Below are 19,609 nucleotides of genomic sequence, written 5' to 3' on the forward strand. Positions count from 1 at the left end.
GCCTGCCCATAAACCGGGTACAGGTATTACGTCCGCGCCTTCTGCACTTTCAGCAGCTTCCCTTTGACCGTCGTCTCCTGCATCGCTTTGAGCACTTTCGCGCCTTTGCCGTTCAGGATATCCACGTAGGTCACCGTCTCCTGGACACTGATGATCCCGATATCTTCGGTCGTGATCCCTTCGATCCGGGCGATGGTGCCGACAAAGTCGACCGGACGCAGCTTTTTCTTCTTGCCGCCGTTGAAATAAAGCTTCATGATGTCCGCGTTCAGTTCTTCGCCCCGGCTTTTCTTGGCTGTCGGGCGGTCGCGGAGTTTGCGATCGAATGCCGCCTGCGCTTCGGACACCGCGTAAGCGGAAGGCTCTTCGGCGAGAGGCAGTTCGAATCCGATATAGCGCTCGATCGAACCGAGGAATTTGTCTTCGAACGGCGTCGCGAACGTGATCGCCGTGCCGCTCTGGCCCGCGCGCCCCGTACGGCCGGTGCGGTGGACATAGCTTTCTTTTTCCATCGGCAGATCGTAGTTGATGACATGCGTGATCCGGTCGATGTCGATGCCGCGCGCCGCGACGTCGGTCGCCACCAGATAGCGGAACTGCCCGGCGCGGAACTCGTTCATCACGCGGTTGCGGTCGTCCTGCTCCATGCCGCCGTGGATCTTGTTGACCGGATAGCCGAGACGCTCCAACTGGATCGCTACCGCGTCCACATTGTCTTTGGTCCGGCAGAAGATCATGCAGCTGTCCGGATTTTCGACGACCGTCACTTTTTGCAGCAGCGCCGCTTTGGATTTCTCGCCGACCCGGTACAGCTTATGCTGGATCTGCGTCTGCCGCTTGTCCGTGGCCGAACCGATCTCGATATCGACCGGACTGCGCATATAGCGGTGGCACAGACTCTCGACGTCTTTTGGCAGTGTGGCGGAGAACAGCATGGTCACGCGCTCCGTCGGGAGCTGCTTGATGATCTTCTCGAGCTGCTCGATAAAGCCCATGCTCAGCATCTCGTCGGCTTCGTCGATCACCAGGTATTGAATGCGTTCCAGATCGATCGTGTCTTTCTCGGTATGGTCCATTACCCGGCCCGGCGTGCCAACGATGACGTGATTGCGCTGCATCAGTTCGCGCTTCTGGCGGTCGAACGGCTGCTTGCCGTAGATCGCGGCCGCCTTGATCCGTTTGAAACGGCCGATATTCATAATATCTTCCTTGACCTGGTCGGCAAGCTCCCGCGTCGGCGTCAGGATCAGCGCCTGCGGACGGCTCTCTTCCCAGTCGAGCAGCTCGCACAAAGGAATCCCGTAAGCCGCGGTCTTGCCGCTGCCGGTCTGGGATTTGACAGTGACGTCTTTGCCGGCCAGCGCCTGCGGGATCACCTGCTGCTGCACGGGCGTCGCGGATTTGTAGCCGAGCGTGTCGAGCGAGCGGAGAATTTCTTCACTGAGCCCGTAAGTGGAAAAAGGGACCTGGGAAACTTCGGCCGAGGCCGTCGGTTCGTTTTCTGTATGGGTTCCGTTTACGGTTTCGTTGTTCGGTTGGTTCTCGTTCATGTTTGATTTAACTCCTTCGGTCTCGCCTGGTGCTGTTGCGGATATCCGATAAGCGTACCACAGATCGGGAGAAATGAGGACTGGCGTTTTGCGAAGAGGACAGGTTCACAAAGTTAATTGGAGAAAGCGAGTTCCTATTTGTCTAACCTATTCAACTTACATAGACGCATGTGATACTGTTCAAGCAATAGAAAGGCTTATATGGGCGGCCGGCTAATCTCCCTAGAAGGGAGGTGAAGCCCGTGGAAACCTATCAAACACTAATGTTGATGATCTCATTTGCAACGTTGGTCGTGCTGATTCTTTCTTTCCACAAAAAGAAATAGACCGCCCTCACCAAAGGTAGCGGTCTATTAACGTGGATCTCATCCTTGAAGCCAACCGCCCTTAAAAGCGGCTATTGCATCGGGAGTCGTGTTCAAGCACGACTCCTTTTGCATTGAATTGTTTGTAGGATAATTATAGTAGTGAAGATCGGAAAATTCAATGTAAAAGACTGACGGCCCAACGATTTGAGCAAGTTTCCGCCACCAATTTTGACCGTCAAATCCCCTTGAACTTCAGATTGCTACTATCCTACAAACAAAGCGCTGAATATCACGACATCCTGCAAAAAGTGAATCAGCAGCGCCCAGAAAAATCCCCGCGTCTCCAACATCGATTTGACCAGAAACCAGCCGATAAAGGCCGCCATCAGCACGCCTACGATTCCGCCCGGATTCCCGAAATAATGTACGATACCGAAGACGGCGGCTCCCAATCCCTGCGCCAAGTAGGAAGAGAAGCCGTACCGGCTCACAACGGCGACGAACGTGAACCGGAACAGAATCTCTTCCGAGAACGCGTTGGCCAACGCAAACACGGGAATCAGAAGCAGGCCGGGAAACAGCTCCAGGCTGACGATTTTGCCATGGACGACCTGGAAGTAGATAACGATCGCCGTCACCAGCGTAATCACGACCGCGAAGTTCAGGCCCAGATGTCTCCACGACTCCGCCTGTTTCGGCTTGATGCCGATCCACGGTTCGGGCCGGATCGCCCCGTCCCGCCTGTTCAGGTTCAAGTAGGCAAGTCCTTCCCTGCCCGTCAGCGCGTATACAAGCCCGATCATAAGCACAGCCAGCGCCAGCACCGTGATTTGATAACCGGTCTCCAGATTGTACCGTTCGTTTTGGAACAGATCCACGGCAAGCGGCGCAGCGCTTCTGAGCCACAGCAGCAGCGGCGCACACGCAATCACGACGAGCGTAATCAGCAGAATCGGAATCGTGCCTACCCGTTTGGAATTCAACCTTTTTTCGCCGCCCGAATTCAGCCTCTTATCCATGTTCGTCCTCCTTGCCTGGAGCCTGTAAGACTTCCAAAGCATGCCGGCACCATTCCATCGTCATCTGCACATACCGTTCGCCGTAATCGAGCGTCAGCAGCCAGAGCTGCGATGATTTGCCCTGCCCGCTTGGAACCCCCGCCCGGATCGCCGCAAGAATCGCAACGGACCGCGCGCTTTCTTCCAACTCCGCCTCGAGAAAAGCGATCAACTGGGGAATCTGCCGCTCCTGCGAGACAAACATCTTCATCAACAGCTCGTTTCGCATCACGGACTCTTCCGGAGTTTGGGTCAACCAGACATCGAGCTGCTCGCATCCCTGCGGCGTCACGCCGTACACGATCCTGCGCCTGCCGGTCTCGGACTCTTCGACGATCGACACGGCACCTTCCGCCTCCAACTGCTTGATGCTTTTGTGGAGGTGGCCGTAAGATTCGTTCCAGAACAAACCGATACTTTCCTTGGAAAATTTCACGAGTTCGTAAGCGCTCATGGGCTTGATCCGAAGCAGGCCGAGTATGGCGAAGTGGGTGGTAGAGCTTCTTTTCATAGGGACCTCCCTATCCAATGTATCTTTAAGATATATTATACGTTCATCATAAATCAGCTTATCGAAAATCGCAACACAAAAAGGACCTTCGATTAAAGGTCCTCAGGCTGTCGAGAAAGTCCTATTCGTTGTAGAAGCTCGTCGGCTGCGGGAGAAATTCGTTTCGGTCGCGTGTTGAAATCAGGAAAAACGATCAAATTTTAATGGAATTTTCCCGATTAACGGTGCAAGTTCATATCCCGATTTTGGATGAACTTGCACCACAAAGGCGAACACTATCGTTCCTTCACTGAATTTCTCCCTCCGCCTCCTCACTTCTCTCAGAATCAGACTTTCTCGACACGTTGAGGACCTTCGATTAAAGGTCCTCAGGCTGCCTAGTACGTTGACCCCGATATTCGTTAATAAAAGGGGAATGCTTTACGACAAAGCCTCTCCCGGCTGTTCTTCATGCGGAAGGCGGGAAAAAGTTTCGTCCAGTTCCACCGTGAAGACGATCGTCGTGCCCGCTTCTGCCGAAGACTCGATCCCGATCTGTCCGTTCATCCGTTCTACCAGTTTCTTCGAGATCGCAAGACCCATCCCGGTGCCCTGCGCCTGACGGCTGAGCCCTTTGTCCACCTGATAGAAAGGTTGAAACACTTTTCTCCAGTGGGCTCTGGGAATCCCGATACCCGAATCTTGAATTCGGAATTGAAGCCGTTTCCGGTTCTTCCCGTCGCTGCCCGGAAGCAAAGAGACGGACACCCCGATACGCCCCCGCTCCGTAAACTTGATCCCGTTCCCAAGCAGGTTCAGCAGAATCTGCCGGATCAGATTCGCATCGCCCATCAGCATGTCGGGCACCTCTTCGTCGACTGTGACATCGATCTCCAGATTCTTGTCGAGCCTCGGCACCTGAAGCAGATCGACCACTTCGGCTACGCATTCGCGGATTCGCAAAGGTTCTTCCAGCATCACCTGACGATCCGATTCGATCTTCGAGAAATCCAGAATATCGTTCACGATTTGCAGGAGGGACGCGCCGCTGTGGCGGATCACTTCGACGTAAATCGCTTGATCTTCATCAAGCTCCGTCTCGGCCAGCAGATCGGCCATGCCCAGCACTCCGTTCATCGGCGTCCGTATTTCGTGATTCATCGTCGCAATAAACTCGTTCTTGGCCTGATTGGCGCGTTCGGCCGCTTCCTTGTCGATCAGCAGCTGTTTTTGCTCGAGCAGCAGCTTCTCCTGAAGGGACATAGAAGGAGAAATCCTCCGTTCGGCATTCGAATTCCGGTACAGACCCGAAGCGATAAATTCCCGGTCCGTCATCACATATTCATGCGAGCGCATCAAAGAAAGCTGCAGCGATGCGGAGATTTCGTTGGCATCATAAGCACAGACCGAGATCAGGTTCTGCTCTTTGACGCTGCAGTCCGCCATGACTTCAAACTCTTCCAGCTTGGCCTGAATATGCGGCTGCGGCTTCCATTGAACATGCGCCCAGGTTCGAATCGACAACCGGTCATTCAGAAAAGGCTGCATGATCGCTTCAAAATGCCGGCGCGTCAAACAACCCTGAAATTCGCCGTGGCGCTGATAGAAATCGAAATTATCGACAAAATGGACATACTCGAGCTTCTCGTCGATCCACGACTCCGCCAGTTTGCGTTCGATCGCCTTAATGCAGTAGTCGTTGTCGATGATCAGGATTTGATGCCCTTGATTCAGACAGGTCATCGCATAAGCCGCCGCGCTGTCCACATAATGCTGCACATCTTCATACAAATACAGGATATGGCTGCCGCTGATCGAGTGTGTCAGAGAAGCTAAAGGATTATCGAATTCAATCACTGAAATACGCCCCCTATTCTGCTGCATAACAGGCTATTTATTGGTGATCCGGAGTCGAAAATGAGTGTCGGAATTGGCGTATCAAACGCATAGAGCATTTTTTTGGTAATTATGGATCTTCGGACAAAAGAAACAAAATCTCTTTATCGGCTCTCAAACTCCGCCAAACCCGCCCGTACTTCCTCTGTCGATTTGGCTTCCATCAGCTTCGTGCGAAGCTCGTTCGCTCCGCGGAAGCCTTTGATATAAATCTTGAAAAAGCGCGGCAGCGCTTTGAACGGCCGGGGTTCCAGCTCTGCGGAATAGTGGTCATGCAGGTCCAGATGCAGTCTCAGCAGATCGAGCAGTTCATGGGGTTCGTGCTGCCTCGGTACCGGTTCAAAAGCGAACGGATTATGGAAAATCCCGCGCCCGATCATGATCCCGTCGACCCCGTATTTCTCCGCAAGCTCCAGTCCGGTTTGCCGGTCCGGGATATCGCCGTTGATCGTCAGCAGCGTCTGCGGCGCGATCTCGTCACGCAGCTGCTTGATCTCGGGGATCAGTTCCCAGTGCGCGTCGACTTTGCTCATCTCGTCGCGGGTCCGCAGATGAATAGACAAGTTGGCAATATCCTGCTTCAGGATATGCGTCAGCCAGTCCCGCCATTCATCCAGCGAGCTGAAGCCGAGCCGCGTCTTGACGCTGACCGGCAGGCCGCCGGCTTTGGCAGCCTGAATAATCTCCGCGGCCAGCTCCGGGCGGCAGATCAAGCCGCTGCCTTTGCCGTTCTCCGCCACATTCGGCACGGGGCAGCCCATGTTAAGGTCGATGCCTTTGAAGCCGTCTTCCGCCATGCCGATACTCATCTGGCGGAAATATTCGGGTTTGTCTCCCCAGATATGGGCGACGATCGGCTGCTCGTCTTCCGTAAAGGCCAACCGGCCGCGCACGCTGTGGCGCCCTGCCGGATGGCAATAGCTTTCCGTATTGGCAAACTCCGTAAAGAAAACGTCAGGCTTCGCCGCCGCGCTCACCACATGGCGGAATACGACGTCCGTAACATCTTCCATCGGAGCCAGAATAAAAAAGGGACGAGGCAGGTTCTGCCAAAAATTCGATGTCATGTGAAAAACCTCTCTATCGTATGATCGTTGACTCAACGATCATATCAATTCCGCAAAAAATATACACCCCTTTTAAAAATAATAGGCGCTGATCGGTTGATTCGCGGAAAGATTTTGCTATAATAAACCCTATCATGATAATGATAATCGTTATCGTATGTAATTTATTTCATTTTAGTTAATGATAGAGGGGGGTTATTCATTTCGGTCCTGATTGTGCTTATCCGTGCCTATACATAGGATCCCGATCCGATTCGATCGAGATTCGCCTTTCCTACACCCTATCCTTTGGAGGTTTATGATGAAAAAATCCGCCGTATTAAAATCGATGTCTATTCTGATCACTGCCCTTATGCTGACGCTGACCGCCTGCTCCAACTCCAGTACCCCCGCCGCCCAGCCCAAGGCTGCTGCCGAAACGCCGGCCGCCGAGACTCCGTCTACTGTCGAGATTACGGATATCCACGGAAAAGTCCAGGTTCCGGTAAATCCGAAAACGGTCGTCGCCCTGGATAACCGCACGTTCGAGACGCTGTCCGACTGGGGCGTCAAACTGGCCGCCGTGCCCAAAGACGTCATGCCGGCCGATTCGTCTTATGTCCAAGACGAAGCCGTGCAGAACATCGGAAATCACCGGGAACCCAATCTTGAACTGCTGGCGTCGCTCAACCCGGATGTAGTCATTGTGGGTCAGAGATTCGCCGACTACTACGAAGACATCAAAAAGCTGGTGCCCGATGCGACCGTTGTCGACTTCAGCTTCGACGTCTCCGATGCTTCGGAAACGCCGGGAACGAACCTCGTGAACGGACTCAAAGATTCGACGGTCAGCCTGGGCAAAATTTTCGACAAAACGGCCGAAGCCGACCAACTGAATGCCGCGTTTGACGAATCGATCGAAAAAGCCAAAACGGCTTACAACGGAAAAGACACGGTGATGAGCGTTGTCGTCTCTGCCGGAGAAATCGGATTCTCGGCGCCGCACTCCGGACGGGTGTGGGGACCGATGTACGAAATGTTCGGTTGGGTTCCGGCGTTGGAAGTCGATGCCGCGTCTTCCGACCACGAAGGGGACGACATTTCCGTCGAAGCGATCGCGCAGAGCAACCCGGACTGGATCTTCGTACTGGACCGCGATGCCGCGATCTCCAGCGAAACCGATGCCGTTCCGGCCCAGGATGTTATCGATCAAGCGCCCGCCCTCAAAAACACCAAAGCCATTACGGCAAAACATATCGTATACGCGCCGAACGACACGTACGTCAACGAGTCGATCCAGACTTATATCGAGCTGTTCGACAACCTTTCGGCAGCTTTAGCCAAGTAACCAAAAGGAGCACGGCTTCGTGGCAAAAAATGCAGCGCCCCAAACGGCCGGGTTTGAATCTTTTCAAACCCGGCATCTTTCCAACAAGTTATGGACTTGGCCTTTTGTCGCTGCCCTGATTGCGGTACTCGCGTTGGGCGCGATTTCTCTGTTCACCGGCGTTTACGATATACAGGGACAAGCCGACGGCCGGGAGATGTTTTTCACTACCCGGGTTCCGAGAACGGCCTCCTTGATGCTGACCGGCGCCGCGATGGCTATGGCCGGACTCGTCATGCAGCTGGTCACGCAGAACCGACTGGTTGAGCCAACGACGACGGGAACGATCGAATGGTCGGGCCTGGGCCTTTTGTTTGTATATCTGCTGTTCCCGGCTCCAAGCCTGCTGCTGCGGATGACGGGCGCGATCCTGTTCTCTTTTATCGGGACGATGCTGTTCTTCCTGCTGCTGCGAAGAGTCCGGCTGCGGTCTTCGTTGATCGTGCCGATTATCGGCATGATGCTCGGAGCGGTGATCTCCGCCGTCTCTACGTTTATCGGACTTCTGTTCCAGATGACCCAGAATATCGAGAGCTGGTATATCGGTTCTTTTTCGAATATTCAAATGGGACGGTACGAGTATCTATGGCTGATCGTGCTGGTCACGGTGCTGGTTTTTGTATGTGCCGACCGTTTGACGCTCGCCGGATTGGGCCAGGATGTGGCCACCAGTCTGGGTGTCAACTATAACCGCATCATCTTCGTCGGTACGGCCCTGATCTCGCTTGCGGTCGGTATCGTTGCGGCGGTGATCGGCAATCTGCCTTTTCTGGGATTGATCGTGCCCAATATCGTATCCATGTTCAGAGGCGACGACCTGCGGAGCAACCTGCCCTGGGTGTGTCTGCTGGGGATGGGAACGATCATGGCCTGCGATATCCTGTCGCGGGTGCTGATTATGCCTTTTGAAATTCCGGTCTCCCTGATTCTCGGAACGGTGGGTTCGGTCGTATTTATCTTGATCTTGTTGAAGCAAAGGAGGTCCCCACAAACCCCGCGATGAGCGAACTCATACCCAACCATCCACCTCTCGTCGGAACCGATGCCGCCCTGCCCCGCAGGCGAAGAGCGGCCGGAGCTTTTCGTACGCCCAAAGAAGCGAAGCAGTATTGGATCCTGCTCGTCACGCTGCTGCTGTTGGGCCTTCTTGCCGCTTACGGACTGTTGGTCTATAACAATCCGGTTCCCGTGACCTCCCCTTCTTTTGTGCCGGTTGTGCGTAGAAGAACGGTCGCAATCGTCGCTATGCTGATCGCGGCCGTCTGCCAGAGTCTTGCGACCGTTTCTTTTCAAAGTATTACGAACAACCGGATCATTACGCCGTCGCTGCTCGGTTTCGAAGCCCTGTATTCTACGATCCATACCGGCACGCTTTTTTTCTTCGGCGCTGCGGCTTTTGTGAATTTCAGCGGTGTGGATTCTTTTCTCTATCAGGTGGCGGCGATGGTCGTGATGTGTCTGATCCTGTACGGATGGCTGCTGTCGGGAAAATACGGGAATCTGCAAATTCTGCTGCTGGTCGGCATCATTCTCGGTACCGGTCTGGGCTCCGTCTCCGCATTCATGCGGCGGGTGCTGGCCCCCTCCGAATTCGATCTGCTGCAGACCCGGTTATTCGCTTCGGTCAATAATGCGGATGCCGCTTACTTCCCGATTGCGATTCCGATTGTCGGGGTCGCCGCCTTCCTGCTGCTAACCCACGCCAGACGTCTGAATCTGCTGTCGCTGGGCAGGGAAGTCTCGACGTCCCTCGGCGGCCGGCACAAAGCCGGCGTCATCTATACGCTTGTCCTCGTGTCGATCCTGATGGCCGTCTCGACGGCGCTGGTCGGACCGCTTACGTTCTACGGATTCCTGGTCGCCACGCTGACTTACCAGGCCGCGCAGACCTACGATCACCGCTATGTGTTCCCCATGGCGTTCGCAATCGCGTTTGTGATCATTACGGGCGCGTACTTCATTATGAATCATGTATTCCACGCGCAGGGCGTCGTCTCTATCATCATCGAGCTGTTCGGAGGCATCCTGTTTTTAATCGTGATTCTAAAAAGGGGCAGTCTATGATACAAATCGAGAATGTCAAAAAATCGTATGCGTCCGACGTCCAGGTCGGGCCGCTGAATATCCAAATCCCCAAAGCGGGACTGACGTCGCTGATCGGGCCGAACGGCGCGGGCAAATCGACGACGCTGCTGATGATCGGCAGACTGCTCGATTTGGACGAAGGCCAGATCAGCGTGGCCAACCTGGATATCGCGACCTCCAAATCACGGGATCTGGCGAGAATCCTGACTATTCTGCGGCAGGAGAACCATTTCGTCACGCGGCTTACCGTGAGGCAGCTGGCCGGATTCGGCAGATTCCCCTATTCCAAAGGCCGCTTGACGCAGCAGGACGAAGAGATCATCTCCAAATACATCGATTTTCTCGATCTGACGGCGCTGGAACACCGCTATCTGGATGAACTGTCCGGCGGCCAGCGCCAGCGGGCCTATGTCGCGATGGTGCTCTGCCAGGAGACCGAATACGTGCTGCTCGACGAACCGCTCAACAATCTGGACGTCGCGCGTTCGGTTCAGATGATGGAGCATCTGAAGTACGCCGCTTCCGAGTTCGGGCGAACGATCCTGACCGTGCTGCACGATATCAACTTCGCAGCCAAATATTCGGATCGGATCTGTGCGATGAAAAACGGGCAGATCGCGGCTTACGGAACGGTGGCGGAGATTATGCAGCCGGAGATTCTGACGGATATCTTCGAGACGAAGATCGAGATTATCGAGGGGCCTTACGGGCCGATTGCGGTGTATTGAGAAGTTCCTGTTCACAGAATATTTGTTGAAGCTGCGAAGGGAATTCGTTCCCGAATTTTCCTGAGAACAGAGTTCCTCGAAGGATTATAGAAGAATGATCAAAGAAGGATCATAGTAATCTCTCGTCATCCGGATCGACACCGCTGTGCCGGCTGCTTCCTGAAATTTAACGGACCGACACGACTCTTAAAATCGAAATTGGGCCTTTTTCGATTTTTAACGGAACGAGGCGGCGCTTAGGCGTGAAAAATCGTGATTTTCGATCGTTTTAGCCGAGTTTGGGCGGCTAAGTGTCGCTGCGATCCGTTAAAATCCGGACAGTGCCCAAAATCCCTTTCTAAGGGATATACGATCCTTTAGAAGATTAGGATCCTTTAGAAGAAGCCCTCTTGGCTTGGCAGTCCGCAGCCCTCTACGATTAACTTTATAACGAACCAAAAAGGAGCGTCCATTAGAGGACGCTCCTTTTTGGGCTTATACTTCCGGATCGTCAGTGCCTGCGCAAGAAGATCGAGTCTCCTTACGCTTCTTTCTGCACCAGCACCGTCACGCATTCCACCTGACTCGTCTGCGGGAACATATCCACCGGCTGTACCGATTGGATCTCGTAGCCGCCGTCGAGCAGCACTTTGCAGTCTTTGGCAAGCGTGGACGGGTTGCACGACACGTAGACGAATTTCTTCGGCTTCGCGCGCAGAATCGTCTCCAGGAACTTACGGTCCAGGCCGGCCCGCGGAGGATCGGCGACGATCACGTCCGGACGCAGGCCGTCCTTCGCCCAGCGCGGCAGCAGTTCTTCGGCTTCGCCTTCGAAGAAGGTCGCGTTATCGCGGCCGTTCTGCTCGGCGTTGCGCGCCGCGTCGGCGACGGCTTCCGGCAGCACTTCGATGCCGCGAACTTCGGCGGCGTAAGGCGCCAGCCACAGACCGATCGTGCCGGTGCCGCAGTAGGCATCGACGACGGTTTCTTTGCCGGTGAGCGCGGCCGCGGCGCGGACGGTCTCATACAGCTTAATCGTCTGTTCCGGGTTCAGCTGGAAGAACGCGCGCGGCGACAGCGTAAAGTTCAGGTCGCCGAGCGATTCGTTCATCGCTTCGCTGCCCCACAGATGGATCATGCGCTCGCCGAAGATCAGCGGCGTCTTGAGCGGATTCACGTTGATCGACAAACCGCTCATTTCCGGCAGTTCGAGGCGCAAGCGCTCGATCAGTTCGTCCTGACGCGGAAGATCCGCCGTCTCGGTGACGAGCGTAACCTGGATCTCGCCGGACTGGAAGCCGCTGCGTACCACGATGGTGCGGACGCCTTTGCGCGTGCCGCTGTCTTTGATATCGCTGCGACCGCCGCGGCTGTCGCCTTTGGACAGCGGCGTATTCAGCTCGCCGAGCACGGCCTTCACGCGGTCGATCGCACGGTTGACCTGCGGATGCTGGATCGGACAGCCGCTGATATCGACGATCTCGTGGCTGCCGATCTCATAGAGGCCGGCGACGATCTCGCTCTTGGAACCCTTCACGTCGCGGCGCTCCACCTGCAGCTGCGCTTTGTTGCGGTAGTCCCACGGACGGTCCATGCCAAGCGTCGGCTTGATCTTGAGATCTTTCAGATTGGCATAACGGCTGAACGCTTCGCGCACGATTTCAAGCTTGGCGCGCAGTTGGCCCGGATACGAAATATGCTGGATCTGGCAGCCTCCGCAGATCCCGAATACGGGACAAGGCGGCTCTACCCGGTCAGGCGATTGTTTTTCCACTTCGACAAGCTTGGCCTTGAGGAACTTCTCGTGCGTCTCCCGCACTTCCGCTTTGACCACTTCGTTCGTGATCGCGCCGTCGATAAATACCGCTTTGCGGCGGAAGTAACCGACGCCCTCGCCGTTGATCCCGATCCGCTTGATCGTGACGACGATGACGTCACCCAACTTCACCTGCTCGGCATCCGACGCAGCGGACATCGGTTTGGATGCCCCGCCTGCGTACGGTTTCTTGCCCGGCACGGCGGCCGCGCTGTGCGGCTGCGCCGGTTTGGGCAGGCCCTGGACTCTCGCCCCGGCCGAACCCCGGAATCCGCTCGCTTCCGGACGGGTGCCCGCTGCCGTAGACGGTTTCTCGCCGCGCTGCGCCGCACTGCGGGCTTCTTTCACTTTGCCGCCCGCATACGGTTGGCCCGATGTCGGACCTCTGCCTTTGTCGCCCGCATACGCTTTGCCGGATGTGCTGCCGGTCACCGGCGCGCCCGCGGTCCGCTCGCTTTGACGCTTCTCGTAGCGCTCGCTTGGCGTAAGGCGCTGGCCCGAGTCCGCCGGCTTGGCCGAACGCGGTCCTGCAGAACGGCTTCCGCCTGCCGAACTGCCGCGGGCGCTTCCCGCGCCCCCGGCTAACCGTCGCTGTGCGCCGGACAATTCCGTACGCTCGCCCTGCGCCGGACGGCTGCCCGCGGAAGCGCTCTTGGCACTTTCCGGTTTGGCACTTTCCGTTCTAGCGCTTTCCGGTTTGGCGCTGCGTTTGACTGCCGGTTTCTTCTTCTTGCCGGATCCGCTGTTTTTCTTCTCTTCTTTGGCCGTTAGAATCCTGCGTTCCTTACGGCTTGGGGTTGTTGATTTTTCTTTTTTTTCGCTCATTATAGTTAACTCTCCATCTATATTAAAATTGGATACTGCTCGCATCGCTTGTCCAACGTCCGTCCGCATCGTTTCCGTGTTCACTATACCATTTTACCGCAAAAAAAGAACCTGTTTCCGCCGCACATGCGCAAACTCCAAGCTGCCCGCCTTCCGAGAAAGTCCGGTTCGTTTGCGTATGTACTCCTGCGAAAAAGATTCTCCAAGCGCCCTATTCGGTCAACGGCGGCGCGTACCTCTTGCGGATCCCCGGCCGCCGTTTTGCCTACTCGTAACGTCCCGCCGCGAACAGCAGAAACGCCAAGCGCTCCCATTCCACTTCCGAACGGCGCGCTGCGGACGATCCCGGCGCCCCGGTCTCCGACTCCTCCTGCCCGTGCGCGCCGTCTTCGACCCAGGAAGCGATCCCCGACAGATAGTCTTTCAGTGTGAGGTTCGCCCAATCTTCGGAATTCCGTTCCAGATCCCCGGTCAGCCGGTGTACGAACTCGATAAAGCTTTCCCGTCCCGTGACGGCCGCCAATTCCTCGTGAATATTCATCCCTAACCCTCCTGATACTTGAGCTTGTCCTACTTCACTTATCGGCTGGCAGGCGTACGGATTGCAGGTAAAAAAAGGATTGCGCAAAAAAGCCCCCTCCGCCACCGAGCGAAAAGGGACTTGTCTGTCTTCAGGAAAAACTCGGCCGCTGAAATCCAACGGGGCAGCCGCCCCGATCGTTACTCCGCTTATTTCGCTTATTCCGCTTCTTCGTCCATGTCCGCCCGGTACTCGAGCACATCGCCGGGCTGGCAGTCGAGCGCTTTGCAGATCGCTTCGAGCGTCGACAGCCGGACCGCTTTGGCTTTGCCGTTTTTGAGAATCGACAGATTGGCCATCGTAATGCCGATCCGTTCCGACAGTTCGGTGACGCTCATCTTGCGCTTGGCCAGCATGACATCGATATTGATAATAATCGCCATAGGTTTCACCTCAGACCGTCAATTCATTTTCAAGCTGGATCGCGATCGCTTCCTGAAGCAGCTTCTGGAGCACCGCCGCAAACACGGCAATGACGAGCGACGCGAATACGATCACCATCCCGATTACGATGATTCCCGGCGCATCGTCGCGTTCCGCCATCAGGTAGAAGAGCGGCATGCCCAGCGTAAACAGTCCGCCGACGCCCATTCCGCAGTACTTGATCTTTTTGAGCGCCTGCACGGCCAGATCCGAGAACGCTCGCCTGCGCTCGATATGGACCAGCAGCCGGAACGACTCGACCAGCGCCCAGTAGAAAGGAATGGACGTTGCGTACAGGTCGATCCAGACCCAGATTCGGATCGAAGAACTCTCCGGATACAATTCCGCCGCAAAATTCCCGATCTCCGGCACCACGAAAATATAAATGGCCAGAATCGGCAGTCCGATCAGGATGACGGCCGCCTTCAGAAAAAGTGTGATTCCTCGCTGCATAACCTTTCCCTCACTTGTCAATTGGATTGGATTTGCTTTGAGTTTAGCGCAATATTTATCGTTTTGAAATAAATAATTATCGAATAATATTGTTTTACGCAAAAAAACCTCTTTGATCGGTAGGAGACCTGTACGGAGCTCCTGCCCGGATCAAAGAGATTTTTAGCCTGCATCCTGCTTGTTAAAGGAAGGGTGGGCGAACTTAAGCTCAGTAAGCCGTCCAGCCCGCGTCCGCCGTCAGCGTGACGCCGTTGACGAAGCTCGAATCGTCGGAGCCGAGGAACAGCGCCACTTTGGCAATCTCGTCCGCTTCGCCGATCCGCGGGTTGAGGCCCATGCCGATCATGGCGCGCTCCATGCCGAATTCATTCGGTTGGCCCATGGTCGCGGAGATGTTGGTCGCCACGCCGCCCGGAGCGATCGCGTTGCAGCGGATGCCTTTGACCGCGTATTGGAAGCCGACGTTTTTGGTCAGGCCGACCACCGCGTGCTTGGACGCCGTGTACGCCGCTCCCGCGCGCGAGCCGTTCAATCCGCCCGCCGAAGCGACGTTGACGATGACGCCCTGGCCTTTTTCGAGGAAGATCGGCAGCGCTTTGCGGATCGCCCGCATCGGACCGGTCGTGTTGATCGCGAAGACGCGCTCCCACAGCTCATCGGTCAGGTCGCCTGCCGGCGTGAAGCCGTCCATGATGCCCGCGTTGTTGACCAGGATATCGAGCGTGCCGTATTTTTCTACCGTATGGTCGATCAGCTGCCGGATATCGTCTTCGGAAGTGACGTTCGTTTTGATCGCAAACGCCTCGCCGCCCGCATCCTTGATCTCCTGCGCAACCGTCTCCGCCGCTTCGAGATTGATATCCGATACCGCCACTTTGGCGCCTTCTGCCGCATACAAGATCGCGATGCTGCGTCCCATGCCCGATGCCGCGCCCGTTACGATTGCCGTTTTGCCCTGAAGTTTCATCGTTTGGCCTCCCGTTTCCTTGTGTGAGTATCGTTCGTCAACAAATGTTCATTAAATGTCGGCAAATTCAGTATAATCAATCATAGACAGCGCCTACAATCGGTAAAAGAAAGCGCTTTTGTACATTAATGGACAGTCCGGCAGGCAAATGTTCATTAGAAGACGGGCGCGATGGCATCCATACAATCAAGGAGGCACAACGATGAAAAATCGGTTTACGGATTCCGCGGGCAGCGGGTCTCTTTCTCAGACCGACCGCCGGGTTCGCAAGTCCAAGCAGGCGCTCAAAGAAACGCTGATCGCCCTGATGCACGAACGCGACTTCAAGGAAATCTCGATTACCGATCTGGTAAGCGGCGCCGACCTCAATCGCGGAACCTTTTACAACCATTATCGGGACAAAGAACAGCTGCTGGCCGAGACGGTCGAAGACGCCATGGTCGACCTGATCGCCTCGTTCCGGGAACCCTATCTGCGATCGGATTCTTTTGCCTTAAAAGAACTGACCGCGCCGGGCATCAAAATTTTCGAACATGTGCACCGCCACGCCGCTTTTTACACGCTGATCGTCGAATCGCAGGCGCTGCCCGGCCTGGCGGACCGGATCTGCGGCGTCATCAAAGAGCTGAGCCTGCACGACCTCGAAGCCCAAGGCGACAACCCCCGGATCAACCGCGAACTGTACGCCGGGTATCAGGCCTACGCGATCTGGGGCATGATTCTGGAGTGGATCAAAAGCGGCTACGCCTATACGCCGGAGCATATGGCCGGGCAGCTGCTGGAGTATATCCGCAGTCTGCCGACGGAAGTCGTATACCGCACCGGCGGCGCCAACCGAAGCGAAACGGATACGTAAGCGGCAGGCGTGCAGGGAATCCGGACATGCCAAAAACCCCGCTTTACCGGAAAAGTTTCGGCGTAAGCAGGGAAAATTCGGATTCGATCGATGCCGTCAGCGCCTCGGGAGCGGCTGCGCTTATCCGCTCTTGGCCCGGCGGCGGCTCTTCATGCGGGTCTCGGACGGCACATACGGCGACACGCTCTCATCCATGCGCGTCATCCAGACGTAAACGAGCAGACCGAGAATCGGGATCAAGCCGAGCAGCGCCATCGCCTGAGGCAGCGAACGCCGGCGCGAGCCCGTATAGATCGCATAGACGGACAGCAGGGTCAGCAGACCGAAATCGATCGTCATGACATGAACGAAATGCGACGTACGGAACGCTTCCGCATATACGTTCAGGTCGCCCAGGGCAAGTCCCCAGACCATGACGGAGAGCGTCAATACGAACAGAATGGCGTGCGTGACCGACGATTCGGCTGTGCGGCGCAGCTTCTCGGGCAGACGCAGATCGTGCGAACCGGCATGCGTCGCCGAAGTCAGCATATAATAAGGCAGCAGTGCGAACACGCCCAATGCGAAAGACAGCAGTACGAACGGCCACGCCGGTACCTTGCGGTCATCGTGGCGCAGCAGCATGCAGGCAAACGTCAGCGGAAACAGACCGAGCAGGGTAAACATGGCCATCAGCGAAGGTTCATCGGACTGCAGTCTGAGTAGGGAACGAAGCCACGGATCTTCCCCACCGCCCGCTCCGGGCGCAAAAAACAGCGCGTACACGATGAAGGCCAGCCAGACGACGAGCAGCAGCACTCGGGAAACGCGGGTCATGGCGGTCACACCTTTCTCTGGGAATGGGGGGAAGGGTCGGATCAGCCGGTTCCCGCTCAGGCGGCAGCGGCTCTACTCCTCATTACCCGCATCTGCGCATCTTGGCAAGCAAGCTTCCGGAAAAAGATCGTCGATCCGGGAAGAATCTTCGAATCCGCACAGCAAAAAGACATCCGCGCGGAGAAGGGGACGCGAATGCCTTCGGCCGTAACGAAAGGATGGATCGCGGGGAATGGTCTGCCTTGAGGGGCCCGGCGGAGAAACGTATAGCGGCTCCACCGGGTGCAACACTTTCACAGTATCACCCCCTAATGAACATTTTCTGAACAATAGACTCCTTTTTTATGGCCTCACAGCTGTGTGCAAAAAAAAGGAGTCCGCGCAGCGAAGTCACTTTTCTTTCGATCTCTTCTTTATGATCTTTTCTTTTAATCTCTTCTTTTTAATCTCTTATTTCGATCCTTCCCTTCGATCTCTTCTTTATTCCCTACACAAAATCTCCATTTGAACCCCGCTCCGCGATCTGACATAATGGGGCATAACTTAACGCGCTGACGCATCACCGGATGCTCGATCCTTCCCGCATTCCGCAGGCTTGGGCGCGTTTGAACAAGGGGGGCTTTTCGTTGAAAGGCATTATTACGGTACTCGGCAAAGATCAGGTCGGCATTATCGCCAAAGTATGTACCTATCTCGCCCAGCAGAACGTGAATATTCTCGATATTTCGCAGACCATCGTTCAGGATTACTTCAATATGATGATGATCGTGGACATTTCGCAGCCGGCCAAAGCGTTCGAAGATCTGATCGCGGACCTGCATGAGCTGGGGCTCGAAATCGGAGTGGAGATCAAGCTGCAGCACGAAGACATATTCAACAGCATGCACCGGATTTAGAAAGGGGACCGCCTGTACATGATTTCAAAATTCGAGGTACAAGAAACGAATACGATGATTTCCGAAATGAAGCTCGACGTCCGAACGATTACCATGGGAATCAGCTTAATGGACTGCGGACACCCGGATCTCAAGATTTTTAATCAAAACGTATATGACAAAATCACCCGACTGGCCGAAAAATTGGTCAAAACGGGCGAAGATCTGGAGCGCCAATTCGGCATTCCGATCATCAACAAGCGGATCTCCGTCACGCCGATCGCGATTGCGGCCGGTCCGGTCCAAGCGAGCAGCTACGTCGAAGTGGCCCGGACGCTCGACCGCGCGGCGCGAGAAGTCGGCGTCAACTTCCTCGGCGGCTTCTCCGCCCTTGTGCAGAAAGGCTACACCAACAGCGACCGCATTCTAATCGACAGTATTCCGGAAGCGCTGGCGGTTACCGAACGCGTCTGCTCGTCCGTCAATATCGGATCGTCGCGCAGCGGCATCAATATGGACGCGGTGAAAAAAATGGGCGAAATTATCCGGCAGACCGCCGAACTGACGGCGGAGCGGGATTCGATCGGCTGCTCGAAACTGGTTGTCTTCTGCAACGCGGTCGAAGACAATCCGTTTATGGCGGGCGCTTTCCACGGGCCGGGCGAACCGGAATGCGAGATCAATGTCGGGGTCAGCGGGCCGGGCGTGGTCAAGCGGGCGCTCGAAGAAGTAAAGGATGCCGATTTCGAGACGCTGTGCGAGACGATCAAACGGACGGCGTTCAAGGTCACGCGCGCCGGCCAACTGGTCGCCCAGGAAGCGGCGAAACGTCTGGACGTACCGTTCGGCAGCATCGATCTGTCGCTCGCGCCGACGCCGGCCGTCGGCGATTCGATCGCGGAGATCTTCCGGGTGATGGGCCTCGAAGAAGCCGGAGCCCCGGGCACCACGGCGGCGCTCGCCATCTTGAACGACAATGTCAAAAAAGGCGGCGTCATGGCTTCTTCGTACGTCGGAGGTCTCAGCGGCGCGTTTATTCCGGTTAGCGAAGACCAGGCGATGATCGAAGCCGTCCAGCGCGGAGCCTTGACGCTCGAGAAGCTGGAAGCCATGACCTGCGTCTGCTCCGTCGGTCTCGACATGATCGCGATTCCGGGCGACACAAGCGCTTCGACCATCGCGGGCATCATTGCCGACGAAGCGGCGATCGGCATGGTCAACAACAAGACGACCGCCGTTCGCCTGATTCCCGTGATCGGCAAAGGCGTAGGCGAAATCGCCGAATTCGGCGGCCTGCTCGGTTATGCGCCGGTCATGCCGGTCAACCGGTTCGACTGTGCGCCGTTTATCAACCGGGGCGGACGGGTACCGGCTCCGATTCACAGCTTCAAGAACTGATCGCAGGCAGCAGACCTTCTTTTTTTCAGTCGAAACGTTTTTGCATACAGACACCACCGCTTTTCCGTGTTAA

Annotated in this window: 19 protein-coding genes; 8 read left to right on the forward strand and 11 right to left on the reverse strand. The window is 55.8% G+C overall.

The genetic code is table 11. From position 1 onward, the window contains the following. Positions 1–26: 26 nt before the first annotated feature. A complete protein-coding gene (locus tag HRQ60_RS11005) occupies positions 27–1,550 on the reverse strand; it encodes a DEAD/DEAH box helicase (protein WP_216671550.1) in 1,524 nt (507 codons plus the stop codon). Between the two features lie 242 nt (positions 1,551–1,792). Between HRQ60_RS11005 and HRQ60_RS24115 the strand changes: the two genes are divergently transcribed. Beyond that, a complete protein-coding gene (locus tag HRQ60_RS24115) occupies positions 1,793–1,876 on the forward strand; it encodes a putative holin-like toxin (RefSeq protein WP_425501654.1) in 84 nt (27 codons plus the stop codon). A 245-nt stretch (positions 1,877–2,121) separates the two neighbouring features. Here HRQ60_RS24115 and HRQ60_RS11010 read toward each other — a convergent pair whose 3' ends face one another. From HRQ60_RS11010 to HRQ60_RS11025, 4 genes are all read right to left on the reverse strand, one after another. Then, positions 2,122–2,877, reverse strand: coding sequence for a CPBP family intramembrane glutamic endopeptidase (locus HRQ60_RS11010; RefSeq protein WP_246281268.1), 756 nt, complete (start codon positions 2,875–2,877; stop codon positions 2,122–2,124). Further along, complete coding sequence (locus tag HRQ60_RS11015; protein WP_172195856.1) at positions 2,870–3,427, reverse strand: PadR family transcriptional regulator; 558 nt, start codon at positions 3,425–3,427, stop codon at positions 2,870–2,872. Before HRQ60_RS11015 ends, HRQ60_RS11010 begins: the two co-directional genes overlap by 8 nt. Before the next feature lie 420 nt (positions 3,428–3,847). Next, the gene (locus tag HRQ60_RS11020) at positions 3,848–5,263 is read right to left on the reverse strand and encodes an ATP-binding protein (protein WP_172195857.1); all 1,416 of its coding nucleotides are present in this window, start codon (positions 5,261–5,263) and stop codon (positions 3,848–3,850) included. Positions 5,264–5,406: 143 nt separating this feature from the next. Continuing rightward, positions 5,407–6,369 (reverse strand): tRNA dihydrouridine synthase, encoded by a 963-nt coding sequence (locus HRQ60_RS11025; RefSeq protein WP_172195858.1) that lies wholly within the window; start codon positions 6,367–6,369, stop codon positions 5,407–5,409. 301 nt (positions 6,370–6,670) lie between these two features. Between HRQ60_RS11025 and HRQ60_RS11030 the strand changes: the two genes are divergently transcribed. From HRQ60_RS11030 to HRQ60_RS11045, 4 genes are all read left to right on the forward strand, one after another. Next, positions 6,671–7,696, forward strand: coding sequence for a siderophore ABC transporter substrate-binding protein (locus tag HRQ60_RS11030; RefSeq protein WP_172195917.1), 1,026 nt, complete (start codon positions 6,671–6,673; stop codon positions 7,694–7,696). Positions 7,697–7,814: 118 nt separating this feature from the next. Then, on the forward strand, positions 7,815–8,738 hold the full coding sequence (locus HRQ60_RS11035; RefSeq protein ID WP_343044670.1) for an ABC transporter permease: 924 nt from the start codon (positions 7,815–7,817) through the stop codon (positions 8,736–8,738). Next, the gene (locus tag HRQ60_RS11040; RefSeq protein ID WP_172195860.1) at positions 8,735–9,799 is read left to right on the forward strand and encodes an iron chelate uptake ABC transporter family permease subunit; all 1,065 of its coding nucleotides are present in this window, start codon (positions 8,735–8,737) and stop codon (positions 9,797–9,799) included. The genes HRQ60_RS11035 and HRQ60_RS11040 overlap by 4 nt, the downstream gene beginning before the upstream one ends. Next, positions 9,796–10,548, forward strand: coding sequence for an iron ABC transporter ATP-binding protein (locus HRQ60_RS11045; protein ID WP_172195861.1), 753 nt, complete (start codon positions 9,796–9,798; stop codon positions 10,546–10,548). The genes HRQ60_RS11040 and HRQ60_RS11045 overlap by 4 nt, the downstream gene beginning before the upstream one ends. Before the next feature lie 520 nt (positions 10,549–11,068). Here the strand turns inward: HRQ60_RS11045 and rlmD are convergent. The 5 genes from rlmD to HRQ60_RS11070 form a co-directional block, all read right to left on the reverse strand. Continuing rightward, positions 11,069–12,502 carry a 23S rRNA (uracil(1939)-C(5))-methyltransferase RlmD gene (rlmD, locus tag HRQ60_RS11050; protein WP_246281278.1) on the reverse strand — a complete coding sequence of 478 codons (1,434 nt, stop codon included), beginning with the start codon at positions 12,500–12,502 and terminating at the stop codon, positions 11,069–11,071. 931 nt (positions 12,503–13,433) lie between these two features. Beyond that, a complete protein-coding gene (locus tag HRQ60_RS11055) occupies positions 13,434–13,709 on the reverse strand; it encodes a DUF7660 family protein (RefSeq protein WP_172195863.1) in 276 nt (91 codons plus the stop codon). Between the two features lie 197 nt (positions 13,710–13,906). Next, complete coding sequence (locus tag HRQ60_RS11060; RefSeq protein ID WP_172195864.1) at positions 13,907–14,131, reverse strand: helix-turn-helix domain-containing protein; 225 nt, start codon at positions 14,129–14,131, stop codon at positions 13,907–13,909. Positions 14,132–14,141: 10 nt separating this feature from the next. After that, the gene (locus HRQ60_RS11065; RefSeq protein ID WP_172195865.1) at positions 14,142–14,624 is read right to left on the reverse strand and encodes a DUF2975 domain-containing protein; all 483 of its coding nucleotides are present in this window, start codon (positions 14,622–14,624) and stop codon (positions 14,142–14,144) included. Between the two features lie 208 nt (positions 14,625–14,832). Next, complete coding sequence (locus HRQ60_RS11070) at positions 14,833–15,591, reverse strand: SDR family oxidoreductase (protein WP_172195866.1); 759 nt, start codon at positions 15,589–15,591, stop codon at positions 14,833–14,835. A 202-nt stretch (positions 15,592–15,793) separates the two neighbouring features. Here HRQ60_RS11070 and HRQ60_RS11075 point away from each other — a divergent pair, with 202 nt between their 5' ends. Continuing rightward, entirely contained in the window at positions 15,794–16,447 is a 654-nt protein-coding gene (locus tag HRQ60_RS11075) for a TetR/AcrR family transcriptional regulator (RefSeq protein WP_172195867.1), read from the forward strand. A gap of 120 nt (positions 16,448–16,567) precedes the next feature. Here the strand turns inward: HRQ60_RS11075 and HRQ60_RS11080 are convergent, their stop codons facing one another. Continuing rightward, complete coding sequence (locus HRQ60_RS11080; protein WP_172195868.1) at positions 16,568–17,263, reverse strand: hypothetical protein; 696 nt, start codon at positions 17,261–17,263, stop codon at positions 16,568–16,570. Between the two features lie 626 nt (positions 17,264–17,889). On the opposite strand from HRQ60_RS11080, the gene HRQ60_RS11085 reads away from it, so the two are divergent. Beyond that, positions 17,890–18,159: an ACT domain-containing protein gene (locus HRQ60_RS11085; RefSeq protein WP_246281269.1), complete on the forward strand. Its 270-nt coding sequence runs from the start codon at positions 17,890–17,892 to the stop codon at positions 18,157–18,159. A gap of 21 nt (positions 18,160–18,180) precedes the next feature. Further along, positions 18,181–19,536 carry a PFL family protein gene (locus HRQ60_RS11090; protein ID WP_425501655.1) on the forward strand — a complete coding sequence of 452 codons (1,356 nt, stop codon included), beginning with the start codon at positions 18,181–18,183 and terminating at the stop codon, positions 19,534–19,536. Positions 19,537–19,609: the final 73 nt, after the last annotated feature.

This window comes from Saccharibacillus qingshengii, assembly GCF_013185195.1.
Classification (GTDB): Bacteria; Bacillota; Bacilli; order Paenibacillales; family Paenibacillaceae; genus Saccharibacillus; species Saccharibacillus qingshengii.

What these genes read in the sequence shown, in the direction of transcription:
- HRQ60_RS11005 (WP_216671550.1), bottom strand. Translation starts at nt 1,550, where the DNA reads ATGAACGAGAACCAACCGAACAACGAAACCGTAAACGGAACCCATACA.
- HRQ60_RS11010 (WP_246281268.1), bottom strand. Translation starts at nt 2,877, where the DNA reads ATGGATAAGAGGCTGAATTCGGGCGGCGAAAAAAGGTTGAATTCCAAA.
- HRQ60_RS11015 (WP_172195856.1), bottom strand. Translation starts at nt 3,427, where the DNA reads ATGAAAAGAAGCTCTACCACCCACTTCGCCATACTCGGCCTGCTTCGG.
- HRQ60_RS11025 (WP_172195858.1), bottom strand. Translation starts at nt 6,369, where the DNA reads ATGACATCGAATTTTTGGCAGAACCTGCCTCGTCCCTTTTTTATTCTG.
- HRQ60_RS11030 (WP_172195917.1), top strand. Translation starts at nt 6,671, where the DNA reads ATGAAAAAATCCGCCGTATTAAAATCGATGTCTATTCTGATCACTGCC.
- HRQ60_RS11040 (WP_172195860.1), top strand. Translation starts at nt 8,735, where the DNA reads ATGAGCGAACTCATACCCAACCATCCACCTCTCGTCGGAACCGATGCC.
- HRQ60_RS11045 (WP_172195861.1), top strand. Translation starts at nt 9,796, where the DNA reads ATGATACAAATCGAGAATGTCAAAAAATCGTATGCGTCCGACGTCCAG.
- rlmD (WP_246281278.1), bottom strand. Translation starts at nt 12,502, where the DNA reads ATGTCCGCTGCGTCGGATGCCGAGCAGGTGAAGTTGGGTGACGTCATC.
- HRQ60_RS11055 (WP_172195863.1), bottom strand. Translation starts at nt 13,709, where the DNA reads ATGAATATTCACGAGGAATTGGCGGCCGTCACGGGACGGGAAAGCTTT.
- HRQ60_RS11060 (WP_172195864.1), bottom strand. Translation starts at nt 14,131, where the DNA reads ATGGCGATTATTATCAATATCGATGTCATGCTGGCCAAGCGCAAGATG.
- HRQ60_RS11065 (WP_172195865.1), bottom strand. Translation starts at nt 14,624, where the DNA reads ATGCAGCGAGGAATCACACTTTTTCTGAAGGCGGCCGTCATCCTGATC.
- HRQ60_RS11070 (WP_172195866.1), bottom strand. Translation starts at nt 15,591, where the DNA reads ATGAAACTTCAGGGCAAAACGGCAATCGTAACGGGCGCGGCATCGGGC.
- HRQ60_RS11075 (WP_172195867.1), top strand. Translation starts at nt 15,794, where the DNA reads ATGAAAAATCGGTTTACGGATTCCGCGGGCAGCGGGTCTCTTTCTCAG.
- HRQ60_RS11080 (WP_172195868.1), bottom strand. Translation starts at nt 17,263, where the DNA reads ATGACCCGCGTTTCCCGAGTGCTGCTGCTCGTCGTCTGGCTGGCCTTC.